Consider the following 13660-nt stretch of genomic DNA (forward strand, 5'->3'; position numbering starts at 1 on the left):
CTGTGGTCCGTGTCCGAGGCGCGATCAACGCTCCATCGTCGGCACGCGATCACTCGTCGGCCAGGTACTCGTCCTGGACCGCGACGACCTCGCTCGAGTCCGCACACGCCGCGTACCGCTCGAGCGGTTCGGCGTTGAGCTCGAGGAAGGTCTCGCCCCAGCGAAACGGCTCGAGCAGGTCTTCGGCCTCCTCGGGGTAGCCGAAGATGCGGAGGGCGGCGGCCAGCGCCTCGACGGTGGTGAGCTGGAACGGCCGGCCGTAGTTGATCGGGTTGGCAGCGACGAGAAAGGGCAGCGCCCGGTGTTCGCCGGGCATCGAGAAGGCAGCCTCCTCGGCGGACTCCCAGGAGCAGTCAAGCGCCACGAGCGTCCCCAGCGCCTCGTCCTCGTCGGCCGGCGAGAGCGCCCGCTCGGCGTGGGGGTTGAGCACGACGCCGTAGGGCACCTGGCCCATCGATCGGTGGAGAATCGCCCGATCGAAGCGTTCGAGGCGACGAGCCGTGCACTTCTCCGGGTCGTCGTCGCCCTCGTAGTAGACGTGACACTCCACACAGGAGAGTAGGCGCGGGGGCGAAAAAAGGAGTCGGTACGCCTGGATCGAGCACCGTCGGGGAGTCACTCCTCGTGGACCGTCTCACCGCGGTTGAGCCTCGCTGCGATCGTGAACGTCTGTTCGGCCTCCCGGCGGGTAGGGAAATGAGCGGCCATGTAGCGAGCGGTGGTGACGAGCGGGAGCCGACGAGCCTGCTCGTCGACGTCCTCGGCCACGGCAAGCTCGAACTGTTGGAACGCCGCCTCGAAGTTCTGGATCGTGTGGAAGCCGGCGTCCTCGCGCAGGAGACCGTGGCCGAGGGTCCGTTTCAGGGCCGCGGGGTCGCCCCCACAGTCGAAGAACTCGCCGGCGAGGCGGCCGGCCTCGTTCACCCGTCCCTCCTCGTCGAACAGCGAGTGAAGCTCCTCGAGAATCGCGTCCGACTCGCGGCCGGTGTCGTTCTCGCCGGGCGCTGGAACCGGCGCGGGCGGAGTGTTGAGGAACCGATCGAGGTAGACGCTCACGGCGGCGTCGAAGACCCCGCGGTAGCACTCGATGGCGTCGGTCCGACGCGTCGCCCCGTGGACCGCGTTGGCGTAGGTAAACGTGTGATGGACGGTGTTCCAGTCGCTGAACTCGTTTGCCGTCCCGAACTGGGCGACGCGGGTGGCCGCGGCGCGGGCGACCGCCGCCGCGAGCTCGTCGGTCGTCGCACCCGCACGGATCGCGTCGGCGAGCGCGTCGACGATTTCCTCGGGGTCGTCACCGAGCAGCGTCTCGCGGAACACGGTCGGCGGGGACCACGACTTCCCTTCGCCTTCGTTCGCCAGCTCCGCGAGCCCGCTCGTCTCGCTGACGTCGCCGCCGTAGACGTCCTCGAGTAGCGCCACGAGGTCGATCGGCCCTCGCCACGCGGAGAGTTCGTCGCTTCGGGTCGCATCACAGAGCGGGTCGACGAGACTCGCCAGGCAATCGTCGGCGTGGTCCCAGCCGACGTGCTCGAGCGTTTCGAAGGCTTTGTTCGCGAAATCGAGCACGTGACCGGAAGAGAGGTAGGGATGGTCGGTGGCGGCGGCGAAGACGATCTCGGCGACGCGCTCTTCGGGGAGGTCGGCGGCGACGGCCGTCCGGAGGCAGCGCTCGGCCCCGTCGGTATCCCGAACCTCGATGCAGTCTCTGAACCAGCGTTTGAGCCGGTCGACGTCGACTTCGGACGTCCCGAACGACGGCTGATCGAAGTTCGGCGACTCGCCGGCGCAGTCGCTCGCGACGTGGCGGACGCCGGTGTACAGCGCTCGCTTTCGGTTCTCGGGAGCGAGGTCGTCGATTACGTTCGCCAAACAGGCGAGAATCGTCAACCCGGAGCCCCAGCCGTCCTCGCGGTAGCGAGTGCCGAACGAAAGCGTCGTCGCTGTCGGCTCCCGGTAGTCGACGCCGGCCTCAAGCAGACCGATCGCCGCCTTCGCGATCACGAGCCGGAGATTCTCCTCGAGACCGGTCTCGAGTCGGTCGGTCCAGTGCTCTGCTGGCGGACGCTCCCGCGGCGGGTCAGGGTCGACGTACACCGTGCCGTCTCGCACCTCGACCGGGTACGTCTGTACGTCGTCGGCCCACGGATCGAACGTGTCGCCACAGGCGAGTTCGAACCGCGCGTGATGCCAGTGACAGGTGAGGATGCCGTCCTCGACGGTCCCCTCCGCGAGCGGAAAGCCCATGTGCGGACAGCGGTTGTCGACCGCCCGGACCTCTCCCTCGTGGTGAAACAGTGCGATCGCCGCCCCGTCGACACTGACGAATGCCCGTTTCTCTGCTTCGAGGTCTGCGAGATCGACGGCTTCGCGATAGCCGTCCGGTGTCGAATCCATGTCACACAGTAACGTGACGATCGGCAAAACAGTTCCCGGAAGACGGACTCACCGGCGACGATACGTATCCTTTTGTCGATGGCGACCCCGGTCGGACATATGACGGCCGACGCGACGGTCCGACGGTACTACGACGCCCTCGACGCCGGCGAGTACGACGTTCTCGAGTCGATCCTCGCACCCGGGTTCGTCCAGCGCCGTCCCGACCGAACGTTCGAGGAGCGAGACGCGTTCGTCCGGTTCATGCGCGAGGACCGCCCTCAAAGCGACACCCGCCACGAGGTCGACGAGATCGTCGCGGACGACCGCCGGGTCGCCGTCCGCGGTCGCCTGCTCGAGGACGACGGCACGCACCTGCTCGAGTTCGCTGACGTGTTCGAACTCGTCGACGGACGGATCGTCCGCCTCGAGACGTACACCCGGTAGCCACAGTCGGATTGCTCTCGTTCGTCGACGCTCGGACAACGTACATGGACGTAGACGATCACGGCTACGTATGGACCGCGACGAACTCGAAACGGAGGTCGAGGAGTGGGTCGAGGACGGAATCATCGGCCGCGATCAGGCCGAGGAGATTCTCGCCCGGTACGACGAGGACGACGACTCGCGGCTGGCTGTCGTCATCTCGCTGATGGGCGCGGTCCTCGTCGGCGCCGGCGTCCTGTGGTACCTCGTGGGAAACTGGGAGGCGCTGCCTCGCTGGCTCCGGACCGTCCTGGTGATTCTCGCTCCCATCGGCTTCGCCGGAGCCGGCGACGTGCTCGCGCGCGACCGTACGCCCCGGGTCGGCCATGCGCTGTGGACCCTCGGTGCAGCGTTCGTCGGCCCGTCGCTGTTTCTGCTTGCGGACCTCTGGGCGCTCGAGTTCGACCTCGAATGGCTCCTTCTCGCGTGGGCCGCACTGGCGCTTCCCGCCGGCCACGTCCGTCGTTCTCGACCCACGACTGCGCTCGCCCTGTTCGTTCTCGCGGGCGCCGTCGCCACGCTCGAGGCACCGACCGACCTCCCGATCGCCGTCGGCTCGCTCGGCGTGATCGTCCTCGCATTGGGGATCCGATACCGGGTCCGAACCGAGCGCGAACTCGCCGACGCCTACCGGCTCGTCGGGACGACCGTCTTGCTCGCGACGCTTCTGTTCTTCGCGATCGAGGACTGGAACTACGAACGACTGGCGCTCGAGCCGTCGGCGGTCGCTCTCGCGATGGGGTTCGGGACCGTCGTCGCCGTCGCAGGGACGGGGTATCTCGGGCGGACGGGGGCGGCGAGTCGTCTCGAGGTCGGCTGGGCCGCGGCCGGGGCGGCTGCGCTCTTGGTTTCGGCCGCGTCGATCAGCCTCGTCCCGGCGTTTCCGAGTGCCCTCGCGTTGCTCGTCGTCCACGTCTCCGTACTCGCCGTCCTCGTCGCGACCGTCGCCGTCGCCGTGGACGTCGCCTCGAGTGCGCTCGTGAACCTGGCTGCGGTCGGCCTGTTCGTCCAGGTGGTGCTCTTTCTGGGGGCGACGATCGTCGACGCCGTCTCGGGAGCGGCAGCGCTCGTCCTCTCCGGACTCGCGTTGCTCGCACTCGCGGTCGGACTCGAGCGCGGTCGTCGAACCGTCCTCGAGCGAATGCGCGGCTCCGAGCCGACCGGGGCCGGTAACGGACCGTTCGCGACGGGAGACGATGCCGAGGAGTGACGCTGGCGCTCGGTCCGGCCGTCGCCGCCACCAGGCCCCGAACTCGAGTCGCGTCGCCCGACCACGACTAGATCCCAAAGACCGGAAGAAACCGGAAGGTGAGAAACGCCCCGACCGTCGAGATGATCGGCACGACGTTTTGCATGATGATCACCCGCGCCGTCGTCGAGGGATCGAACAGCTCCGAGGCCTGGGGGATATCCTCGACTTCCTCTTCGCCGATCGCCGGTGAAGTCTCGCCTTCTCCCTCGACCGTGAGCGCGCCCACTGAGACGGGTGTCTCTTCGCCTCTCGCAGCGTCGGGAAGCGTCGTCGTCCGGGTCGCCCGCCCCCAGCCGAGCCCGACGATGCTCATCGTCGCGATGACGACGAAACTGGCCGGGATGCCGATCCACGAGAGGCCGATGACGATCCCCGAGCTGATGATGGCGACGACGATCGCTGCGGTAAGTGGCAGGTTCGTGATGTCGTTGCCGAGCGTATCGAGGGTCCGACGGGCGATCGTGAACGCGCCGATGGCGACGGCCCCAGACCCGATCAGGACCAGCGTGAGCATGTCGAACTCGCCGGTGCCGTAGATCGGGGCGACGGCGTTTGCGATGTTACTCGTCCCCGAGGAAAAGGCCATCAGACAGCCGATGGCGACGACGACTGCCGCGCCGACGCCTTTCCGTCTGTCGACCTCGCCCGTCGTCTCGAGTCGCGGAACGCCGCCATCGACGGCGACGCGTACCATCGGCTCCTCGCGGTCGGGCTCTTGCTCGATGGCGATCCACTCGTTGATCGTCGTGTAGAAGTACCGCCCGACGACCCCCGAGATCCAGAAGCCGACGACCGGGGCGACGATCCACCAGGCCGCGATCTCACCGAGGACGGCCCAGTTGAGCTCGCCCGTCGCCAGCCCGAGCGCGGCGATGGCGCCGACGGCAGTCATCGACGTCGACGCCGGCACACCCGCGTAGTTGCCGAGAAACAGCGCACCGCCGATGAAAAAGAGGACGGCGACGTTCGCTCGCGTCGTGAAGACTGCGGTGTCGTAGACGAGTTCGTTCCCTAACGTGTCGACGACCTGTGGCCCGATCGTGGCCGCGCCGACGAAGAAGAACACGGACATTAGTGCCGCTGCGGCGACTTTCGTGATCACGTTCGCACCCACGGCCGGTCCGAACGCTGGACCGGTGGTCGCACCCCCGATGTTGTAGCCGACGAAGACCGCGACGAGGAGCCCTACGAACAACAGTACTTCCGTCACGCGTTACAGTGAATCGGCCGAGAGTAAAAACGTCGCTGTTTTCGGGGACTGGATCGGTCTTCAGCGGGTGTGACGACACTGCAGCTCGTCGATCGACCACGACTTTCGGTTCGGCCTCGGTTGAGTCACCGGGAAGACACGAGAAAGAGAGAGACGAGCCAGGCAGCCGAACGCTACGGCGACACGTTCTGCAGGCGCGTCCGTGGGAAGACGTACACCCGAAGCGAAGGCGGTACGACGCCGGTTCGCTCGAGGCGAGCGTAGGGATAGACGGCACCGACGACGGGTTCGTCGTCGGCGTAGCGTTCGTTCGTCGGGTACTCCGCGACCGTACAGTCGGCCGACGGAATCCGAACGCGATCCGCTCTAAGTGGCGAGACGTCGACGACGGTGAGTCGATCGCCGGTCTCCCGGTCGCGGACGGTGTCACCCGGCACGATGGTGTGTTCGTCGCAGTAGAACGGGCCCGACGCGTCCTCGTCGACGAACACCACGGTATCGCAATCGGTGCACTCGACGGCGACCTGCCCCGGCGGCGGAACGCGTCCTTCGGTGATCTCGATCGCAACTCGCCGGACGTGTTTACATCGGACGCCGCGGAACGTGTGATCCGGACACGTACACCGGCCGGCCTCGAGGTCGACCAGGTAGGTGTGTCCACTGCTCGATTCGACTTCGTACAGTCCGTCCCCGAGTGCGAGGACCGACATCGGTTCCGTCCGTGCCCGGTAGGACCGCTTCTCGAGTCGGCGATCGGTTGGCAGGGACAGCGTAGTTTTCGGTGACGCTCGTGTGTTCATCGGCTGCGTCGGCATGGGAAACGTTCGATCGGCTATTCGAACCTACTACGCGCTCGAGCGGCGTAAGCATCACGCCCGCACGTGCGACGACCCATCACCCGTCACCTGTCGACGCCCTTCGAAGCGCTTTTGTCCGGGCCGTCGAAATCCGACGGGTAATGCCCGACCGGGAACAACTCACCGAGATCGTCGTCGCCGTCGGCTCCGTCTTCCTGATGATCGGCGTCATGATCGTCATCGGGACGAACTACGGCACGAACGCCGGTCTCACTGAAGAGGGCGGAACGGCACTCGTCGGCGCGATCGTCGGGTTCATCCTGCTTTTGACGGTCGTCGGCGTCGGATTGGCGTTCGTGCTGAACGATCCGGAAGACGGCATCGAAGAGGACACAAACGGCGAAGCGACGGCCTGATCGTCGAGAACGGCGGAGTGCGCAAGCGTTGTCGTGGCCGCTCGTATCTGCGGATCGGCGTCGACTCCGTTGACGGCAATTCGGATCGGATCGCGATACGTATCAATTAACGTTCGTATGCGAGAAAGATCGGAAACTGTTAGTGACTGGTAGGACCAGGGGGTAGGTATGGTCGTTCCAGACGGGTTCGTGCTTCCGCCGTGGTATTTTTTCGTTCCTCTCGTCTTGCTGCTTGCGGTGGTCGTGGCGCTTCTGTGGGTGCTCGAGCCGCCCGTGACCGACAGGACTGTCGTGGCGTTCGCGCCGTGGATGATGCTCGGCTCGACGTTTCACGTCCTCTACAGGCTCGAGGCGTGGCCGGAACCCATCGCGGCGCTTTTCAGCTCGCCGACGGTCTATCTCACGACGGCACTGATCGCCGGCGTCGTCTGGTTGCTCGGCAGTTTCGTCTACGCCGCCGGCTTACAGCCCTCGATCGAGCGTCTCGTCGGCGTTGTCGGCACCGGCTTTTTCGCCGTCTTCGCGGCAGTGACGATCGCCCACGGCTGGGAAGTCGGGACGTTCAGTCCGCTCTGGCCGGTACTTTCGGTCGTGATAACCGGGATCGTGACTGCACTCGCGTGGCTGGTGTTGAGTCTTACGTACACCCAGGCCGTCGCCACGACCGGCATGACGGGTGCGCTCGTCGTCTTCTCACAGGCGCTCGACGGCGTCTCGACCGCCGTCGGCTACGACGTCATCGGCGTTCACGAGGAGGTGCCGGCGTCGCGGTTCATCCTCGAGACCGGCGAAGCCCTGCCGACCTACGAGTATCTCGGCGCCGGCTGGCTGTTCGTCGTGGTGAAAGTCTTACTCGCACTCGTCGTCGTCGGGCTGTTCACGGACTTCGTCAGAGAAGCGCCCCGGCGAGGACGGATCGTCCTCGCGTTCATCGCTGCCGTCGGACTCGGACCCGGAGTCCACAACGTTCTCTTGTTCATCGCCACGTAGCGTCGCGCCGGCTCACGGCCGACGACACCGGCGTCCGCTTACTATTTGTCACCGGCGGTCGTCTAGTCAGTTCCGAATGGTCACGGTGCTTACGTCGGGTCACGTAAACTGGGACGTGACCCTCCGCGTCGACAGGTTGCCCGAACCGGACGGCGAGGCTGCGATTCGCTCCCAGCGAAGCTCCGGGGGCGGCAGCGCGGCAAACGTCGCGACCGCCCTGGCTCGCCTCGAGGTCGAAGCCGGCCTCGTCGGTAGCGTCGGCGACGACGACAACGGCTTACTCGCCAGGCGAGAACTCACAGACGAAGGCGTCGACCTCGCTGGGCTGCGAGTGCTCGAGAACGCCGAGACGGCGGTGAAGTACCTGCTCGTCGACGATGCAGGGGAGGTCGCGGTGCTCGGCAACGACGGAGCCAACGAGGCCGTCCGTCCGGCTGACGTCGACCCGGATCGGGTCCGGATGGCCGATCACGTCCATCTCACGGGACAACGCCCCGATACCGCCGCCTACATCGCCTCGGTCGCCGACGAGGCCGGCGTCTCGGTCAGTTTCGACCCCGGCCGTCGGCTCGCCGACCGGGACTACGACGAGGCACTCGCCCGCGCGGACGTGGTCTTCGTCACCGACCGCGAGGCCGAGTCGATCCTGACCGAAGCCTACCCTGGTTCGACGTTCAGCGATCGACTCGTCGTCGTCACACACGGCAGCGACGGCGCACACGTCCACACCCCGAACGGCTCGATCGCTCACCCCGGCTTCGACGTCGAATCGATCGATACGACCGGGGCAGGCGACGCGTTCGCCGCCGGCTTCATCGCGACGCGTCTCGAGGGTGGCGACGTCGAACGCGCGCTCGAGTACGCAAACGCCTGCGGCGCGTTAGCCGCGAGCCGGGAGGGTGCACGGAGTGCGCCCACGACAGCCGAGGTGGCGTCGTTTTTCGCGGATCGATTCTGACCGGCAGGTATTTGGTTCCAGTTCGCATACCCCTGATCCCAGCGGCTGCGCTGTTCTCATCCGACGATGTCTGACGGTGGATATATGGACTGGGCCGTTGCCACATCGAATAGAACGTCACGGCATCGTGACAGTGAGAGCATGAGCAAGCAACTTCCGCGCAGGCCCGACGACGGAAACGGCAGAAACTGCAACGAGATACGGTACGACCGAGACGAGGACGAACCGCCGAGTGTCGCCATCGCGACGGCGCTCGCGCGGTACCACGACGAGGACGTCACCGCGGCGAGTACGCGACTGTACGACCACGTCGATCCGGAGGCACTCGATGCGCTCTTTGCCAACAGATACGACGGGAGCAGACGGCGAGGTGGGACGGTCCGATTCGCCGTCGACGACGTGACCGTCGTCGTCCGACCCGAACGTGTCCGCGTGTATTCGGACTCGGGTTTCTGATCACATCGATCGCTGGTTCGGAACGGGTCTTTTTTCTCACATCCGGGAGAACCCGCGGCCATGGCCACCCAGCCACACCTGCTGATCGACGAGGGCGACGTTGCCGATCTCGCGCTCGTCCCCGGCGATCCCGGACGCGTCAATCGCATCGCGGATCACTGCGACGACGCCGAGACGATCGCACAGAACCGCGAGTACACGGTCGTCAACGCGAGCTACGACGGCCGAGAGCTGTCGATCTGTTCGACGGGCATCGGCTCTCCTTCCGCCGCGATCGCCGTCGAAGAACTCGCCGCAAGCGGCGTCGAGACGATCCTCCGCGTCGGCACGACCGGCGCACTCCAGGCGGGGATCGAGATCGGCGACATGATCGTCGCGACCGGCGCGGCCAAAAACGAGGGCACCACGAGACGCTACGAAGCCGTCGAGTATCCCGCAGTTCCCGACTACGAGGTCCTCTCGGCGCTGGTCGACGCTGCAGAGGACAACCAGGAGGACGTCCACGTCGGCCCCATCGCCACCGACGACGCCTACTACGCCGAGACCGACGAGTACGTTGCAGAGTGGGAAGCGGCCGGATTACTCGCCGTCGAAATGGAAGCCGCCGCGCTCTTTGCACTCGCCCGCCGGAAGGGACTTCGCGCCGGCGCGATCTGTACCGTCGACGGCAACCTCGTGGAAGGAACCCAGAAAGGAACGGACACCGAAGACGAGGAACTTCCGGAGAAGGCAAAGAACAACGTCGCTCGAGCGATCGACATCACGCTCGAGGCCGCGACGCGACTGTAACACGTCACGGATCGACGTCGATCGACCAGTCCCGTTTCTCGTACTCGAGTGCCGGTTTCGAGCCGGCCGGAATCACGCCGTGGCGCGCGAGCAGTTCGCGAATGCCGCGTTTCCCGCCGAAGTCCCCGCGGTACCACAGGAACAGCCGCGGCAAGCGGACGGTCTCGCGGTCGTGGTCGTAGCGGACGTTCTCGTCTACGTACCACTCGGTCGCGACCTCGAGTTCCTCATCGCAGTCGGCTGGCGAGTAAATAGTGATCGGCGGCCCGTTTTCCGTTCCCGTATCGAGCGCGAAGTGGATGCGGGGGTCGACCGACTCGAGGCGAAACGCGCGTTCGAACGAGGACGGAAACGGACGCGGCACGTAACCGAGTCCCCACGGGTGGGCGGAACGACGGAGCATCCCGTGTTCGATGTCGGCGAGACTCAGCCGGACGCCGGCGACGGGTATCCGGTCGCGAACGCGGAACTTCCAGCGAGCGAGGATTCCGCCCTCGAGTCCCGAGGGCTCCGCGTCGAGACGCAGTTGGACGTAGGCGTTGTAACAGTTCAGCCAGAACGCCAGTCGCTGTCGGTGGCTGGACAGTGCACGGGAGAGTCGATCACGCTCGAGCGTGGCGAGTCGCCGTCGGAGCGAGTCGACATCGCCACCCGTTTTGACTGCGTACAACAGATCGGCTGCGACCGAGATCGGATCGAGCTGAGTCGACATCCATCTCTTGGTTCGATCACGAGCGCCTTGAAGCCGTATGCCGGCCGTCACCGACAGTCGCCTGACTGGACACGTTCCGATATCAGCCGCCGGCACAGCCATGGCAGGAACGTATCCCTCGGCGTATGCAATCGCGCGTGTGAATCTCCGGAAGGGGTATCTCCTCGCACTGGTCACGATCTTCGGGGGTCTCTCGTTGTTGCTCGTCTTGCCCTTTCTCCAGTACGTACTCGGGGCGATCCTCGTCGCGTTCGTCCTCCATCCGCTGCAGAAACGGCTCGCACCCGTGACGTCACCGACGATATCGGCGCTCGCGCTCGTGTTGCTCGCGATCGTCGGCGTTCTCGTCCCGTTCGTCGTCGTCATCGGCATGGTCGCCGGCGACGCCGCCCAGCTCGTCGAACGGATCGATCCCGCGGACCTCCAGGTATCCGAACTCGAGGAGACGATCGAAGAGACGACCGGCTACGAGGTCGATCTGGCCCAGGAACTCGCCGAGTCGGCAGAGGAGATCGCGACGGCCGTCATCGATCTGTCGGCCGCCTGGCTCGGTCTGGCTACCCACACGCTGATCGGGCTCGGTCTGACGCTTTTCTTGCTGTATTACCTGCTCAAAGACGGCACCGAGTTCGTCGCCTGGCTACGCGAGACGACGCCGCTTCCCGAGGAGGTTCAGGACGACCTCTATCGAGAACTGGACGAGGTCATGTGGGCGGTACTCGCTGGGCACGTCCTCATCGCGATCGTCGAAGGCGTGATCGCCGGCCTGGGGCTGTTCGTGACCGGCATCCCCAACGCCACGTTCTGGACGTTCGTGATGGTGATCCTGTCGCTTGTTCCGCTGATCGGAGCGTTTCTGGTGTGGGGGCCGGCCGTCGCCTACCTCGTTCTGACCGGCGAACCCCTGCTTGCGATCGGACTGTTCGTCTACAGCGCCATCGTCGTCGGCGTCGCGGACGATTACCTCCGGCCGATCGTCGTCGACCGATACGCCGAACTCAGTCCCGCCGTCATCATCCTCGGCGTCCTCGGCGGCATCTACGCTTTCGGCGTCATGGGTATCTTCTTCGGTCCCGTCGTGCTCGGCGCGTTCGCGGCGACGCTGTCGGTCGTCGACGACTACTACGATCGACTCGAGGACGAGCCGGAAGCGGGATCAGGGTAAGAACGGTCGGAAGCGGCCGGCGGTACAGCTTACTGTCGCCGAAGCGCGATCAGCGCAGCCGCCAGCGCCACGACGGCGGCGAGCCCGCCGAAGCCGGGCATCCCGTCTTCTTCTTCCGCGTCGTCAGCCGGAATGTCGAGGAACGACCGGACGTGGTCCTCGTCGATCGAGGGGAACTCGCGGTCGCCCTCGCCGGGCATATAGATGGTCGTCTCCGCGTCGACGCGGTCGTGGTCGCGGACGTCGTCTTCGCTTGCGTCTGCCTCGACGAACTCCTCGACGGTCACGTAGGCGGTCGTCGTGTCGTCGTCTGTCACACCGTGTATCGCCGTCACCGTGAGGTCGTCGTCGGTCTCGAGCGGGAAGCTCTCGAACGCCTCGAGGTCTTCGAACGCGGCGGCAGATTCGAACTCGAATGCGTCCTCGTCGGCGTCGAGGCTCATCTTCGCAGCCTCGAACTCGGCGTCCTGGAAGTTCTCGAGTGCCTCGACGAATTCGTCGTCGCCGTCTTCACCCATCGTGGCCGCGTCGATCATCTCCTCGATGGTGTTGTCGAGGAGGTCCTCGCCGGTCGCCTCGTAGTCGAGGTCGGCTTCGACCTCGTCGCCGACGAGTCCGGCCGTAAACTCGAAAGTCGTCTCCGCGACGTACTCCGTGAGTTCGCGTTGTTCGAGTTCGTCGACGTACTGTTCGTAGTTTTTCGTCTCGGTTTCGCCTCCGAACTCGGCCGTCACCAGATCGCCGTCGGCGTCGGCCGACAGATCCATCGACGCCGTGTAGGCGGCGTCGGCGTCGTCCATCGCCTCGAGCATGTCGCCGACTTCGTCGTACTGATCTGCGAGGTCGTCGTCGACGTCGTCGACGGATTCGGCGATCTCGACGAAGCCGAGGACGAACTCGTCGTAGTTGTCGATCTCGACGTCCCACTCGGCGTACTCGAGTTCGCCGTCGGTCATCTCCGCGGCGACGTGAACGCGATCGACGTGTAGCTCGGTGATCCGGTCGGCGATCGCCTGTGCCTCGTTCTGGTCGAGATCGAGCTCCTGATCGGCGGCGAGCTGTTCGGCGAGCATCACCGACAGCTGGTCTTTGACGCCGTCGAGAGTCACCGTGTACTCGACGTCGACGATGCCGGAGTCGTCCTCGAAGGCGTGGTCATCGAGCGTGACGTCTGCCGTTCCACCGAGGCTCATCGCGAGCATGGCGTACTGGCTCTCGATGGTCGCTTCGGCGTCGGCTGGCGTCTCCCAGGCGTCGCGTTCGAACTCGTGGACGGCCTCGCGCTGGGAAACGTCGAGCTCGTAGCTTCCGGCGGTCTCGGTGAGCGTCATCTCGAAGTGTTCGTCGGGACCGGGCGTCGTCTCGGTCGTTACGTCGACGGTCCCGCTCGTGGTGAACGTCGAGGCTGTCGCCTCGAGGTCGGCGTCGGCGTCGAGCGAGAACGCGGCCGGGTCGTCGGCCTCGGCGGCGACCGTCGCGTCGATGTTCGACGCCGAGGTCGTTTCGGTCTGTTCGCTCTGGATGTCGACGTCGAACTCTTCGAGTTCCTCCGGCGCGTCGGCGACCAGTTCACCCCAGACGGAGATCTCCTCGGGGTTCATCGCGGCTTCGAGTTCCGCGTCGACGTCGTCGGCGTCGTCTTCGAACTCGCCGTCGTAGAACAGGTGCATCAGTCCCGTCTCGGTCTCGAGGCCGAACTCACCTGCGAGCTCATCGACGTCGTCGTCGTCGCCGTCGTACTCGTCCTCGTAGACGAGCACGGCACTGCCGTCGTCGTCGACGTACACTTTATCCGCGATGTCGTCGTCGGTGAGCTCCCCCGTGGACGCGGTGGTGGCACCGAACGCGGCTGCGCCGGTGCTCGTGACCAGTAGGAGGGCAACCAGTACTGCACCAATTCGGGTCGTTTGTCGCATACCTGAACGTCGCAACGTCACCACATTAATAGCTTCTATCTGTTTCCGGATCGGAAAAAGCAGTCGCGGTCGGTAGCCATCGATGGCAACCGTCTCGACGACCGTCGTCCGAGCCCGTCGAAATCGGTCGTTTGGGC

Annotated in this window: 14 protein-coding genes; 8 read left to right on the forward strand and 6 right to left on the reverse strand. The window is 65.6% G+C overall.

All coding sequences use genetic code 11. The annotated features are described in order from the left end of the window. Positions 1-49 precede the first annotated feature (49 nt). Together QQ977_RS03475 and QQ977_RS03480 are read right to left on the reverse strand one after the other, a co-directional pair. Positions 50-550 (reverse strand): DUF367 family protein, encoded by a 501-nt coding sequence (locus QQ977_RS03475; protein ID WP_285927548.1) that lies wholly within the window; start codon positions 548-550, stop codon positions 50-52. Between the two features lie 65 nt (positions 551-615). Further along, positions 616-2397 carry a Rieske (2Fe-2S) protein gene (locus QQ977_RS03480; protein WP_285927549.1) on the reverse strand — a complete coding sequence of 594 codons (1782 nt, stop codon included), beginning with the start codon at positions 2395-2397 and terminating at the stop codon, positions 616-618. 99 nt (positions 2398-2496) lie between these two features. Here QQ977_RS03480 and QQ977_RS03485 point away from each other — a divergent pair, with 99 nt between their 5' ends. Then, a complete protein-coding gene (locus QQ977_RS03485; protein ID WP_285927550.1) occupies positions 2497-2823 on the forward strand; it encodes a nuclear transport factor 2 family protein in 327 nt (108 codons plus the stop codon). Positions 2824-2893: 70 nt separating this feature from the next. After that, positions 2894-4072, forward strand: coding sequence for a DUF2157 domain-containing protein (locus QQ977_RS03490; RefSeq protein ID WP_285927551.1), 1179 nt, complete (start codon positions 2894-2896; stop codon positions 4070-4072). 67 nt (positions 4073-4139) lie between these two features. Here QQ977_RS03490 and QQ977_RS03495 read toward each other — a convergent pair whose 3' ends face one another. Next, the gene (locus tag QQ977_RS03495) at positions 4140-5324 is read right to left on the reverse strand and encodes an inorganic phosphate transporter (RefSeq protein ID WP_285927553.1); all 1185 of its coding nucleotides are present in this window, start codon (positions 5322-5324) and stop codon (positions 4140-4142) included. 173 nt (positions 5325-5497) lie between these two features. Then, a complete protein-coding gene (locus QQ977_RS03500) occupies positions 5498-6124 on the reverse strand; it encodes an SWIM zinc finger family protein (protein ID WP_285927554.1) in 627 nt (208 codons plus the stop codon). Positions 6125-6282: 158 nt separating this feature from the next. Between QQ977_RS03500 and QQ977_RS03505 the strand changes: the two genes are divergently transcribed. From QQ977_RS03505 to QQ977_RS03525, 5 genes are all read left to right on the forward strand, one after another. Then, positions 6283-6537, forward strand: coding sequence for a DUF7472 family protein (locus tag QQ977_RS03505; RefSeq protein WP_285927555.1), 255 nt, complete (start codon positions 6283-6285; stop codon positions 6535-6537). Positions 6538-6705: 168 nt separating this feature from the next. Beyond that, a complete protein-coding gene (locus tag QQ977_RS03510; protein WP_285927557.1) occupies positions 6706-7527 on the forward strand; it encodes a DUF63 family protein in 822 nt (273 codons plus the stop codon). Between the two features lie 76 nt (positions 7528-7603). Then, complete coding sequence (locus QQ977_RS03515; protein WP_285927558.1) at positions 7604-8485, forward strand: carbohydrate kinase family protein; 882 nt, start codon at positions 7604-7606, stop codon at positions 8483-8485. Positions 8486-8626: 141 nt separating this feature from the next. Continuing rightward, entirely contained in the window at positions 8627-8941 is a 315-nt protein-coding gene (locus tag QQ977_RS03520; RefSeq protein ID WP_285927559.1) for a HalOD1 output domain-containing protein, read from the forward strand. Between the two features lie 60 nt (positions 8942-9001). Further along, entirely contained in the window at positions 9002-9730 is a 729-nt protein-coding gene (locus QQ977_RS03525) for a nucleoside phosphorylase (RefSeq protein ID WP_285927561.1), read from the forward strand. 4 nt (positions 9731-9734) lie between these two features. Here QQ977_RS03525 and QQ977_RS03530 read toward each other — a convergent pair whose 3' ends face one another. Then, positions 9735-10442, reverse strand: a complete 708-nt coding sequence (locus tag QQ977_RS03530) for a DUF547 domain-containing protein (protein WP_285927562.1) — start codon at positions 10440-10442, stop codon at positions 9735-9737. A gap of 100 nt (positions 10443-10542) precedes the next feature. On the opposite strand from QQ977_RS03530, the gene QQ977_RS03535 reads away from it, so the two are divergent. Next, entirely contained in the window at positions 10543-11607 is a 1065-nt protein-coding gene (locus QQ977_RS03535) for an AI-2E family transporter (protein ID WP_285927563.1), read from the forward strand. Between the two features lie 29 nt (positions 11608-11636). Here QQ977_RS03535 and QQ977_RS03540 read toward each other — a convergent pair whose 3' ends face one another. Further along, entirely contained in the window at positions 11637-13523 is a 1887-nt protein-coding gene (locus QQ977_RS03540; RefSeq protein WP_285927564.1) for a PGF-CTERM sorting domain-containing protein, read from the reverse strand. Positions 13524-13660 lie beyond the last annotated feature (137 nt).

The sequence above is a fragment of the Natrialbaceae archaeon AArc-T1-2 genome (assembly GCF_030273315.1).
Taxonomy (GTDB): Archaea; Halobacteriota; Halobacteria; order Halobacteriales; family Natrialbaceae; genus Tc-Br11-E2g1.

Excerpts from the sequence above, each read along its gene's own strand:
- QQ977_RS03480 (WP_285927549.1), bottom strand. The coding sequence starts at position 2,397 with ATGGATTCGACACCGGACGGCTATCGCGAAGCCGTCGATCTCGCAGAC.
- QQ977_RS03485 (WP_285927550.1), top strand. The coding sequence starts at position 2,497 with ATGACGGCCGACGCGACGGTCCGACGGTACTACGACGCCCTCGACGCC.
- QQ977_RS03490 (WP_285927551.1), top strand. The coding sequence starts at position 2,894 with ATGGACCGCGACGAACTCGAAACGGAGGTCGAGGAGTGGGTCGAGGAC.
- QQ977_RS03500 (WP_285927554.1), bottom strand. The coding sequence starts at position 6,124 with ATGAACACACGAGCGTCACCGAAAACTACGCTGTCCCTGCCAACCGAT.
- QQ977_RS03505 (WP_285927555.1), top strand. The coding sequence starts at position 6,283 with ATGCCCGACCGGGAACAACTCACCGAGATCGTCGTCGCCGTCGGCTCC.
- QQ977_RS03510 (WP_285927557.1), top strand. The coding sequence starts at position 6,706 with ATGGTCGTTCCAGACGGGTTCGTGCTTCCGCCGTGGTATTTTTTCGTT.
- QQ977_RS03515 (WP_285927558.1), top strand. The coding sequence starts at position 7,604 with ATGGTCACGGTGCTTACGTCGGGTCACGTAAACTGGGACGTGACCCTC.
- QQ977_RS03520 (WP_285927559.1), top strand. The coding sequence starts at position 8,627 with ATGAGCAAGCAACTTCCGCGCAGGCCCGACGACGGAAACGGCAGAAAC.
- QQ977_RS03525 (WP_285927561.1), top strand. The coding sequence starts at position 9,002 with ATGGCCACCCAGCCACACCTGCTGATCGACGAGGGCGACGTTGCCGAT.
- QQ977_RS03530 (WP_285927562.1), bottom strand. The coding sequence starts at position 10,442 with ATGTCGACTCAGCTCGATCCGATCTCGGTCGCAGCCGATCTGTTGTAC.
- QQ977_RS03535 (WP_285927563.1), top strand. The coding sequence starts at position 10,543 with ATGGCAGGAACGTATCCCTCGGCGTATGCAATCGCGCGTGTGAATCTC.
- QQ977_RS03540 (WP_285927564.1), bottom strand. The coding sequence starts at position 13,523 with ATGCGACAAACGACCCGAATTGGTGCAGTACTGGTTGCCCTCCTACTG.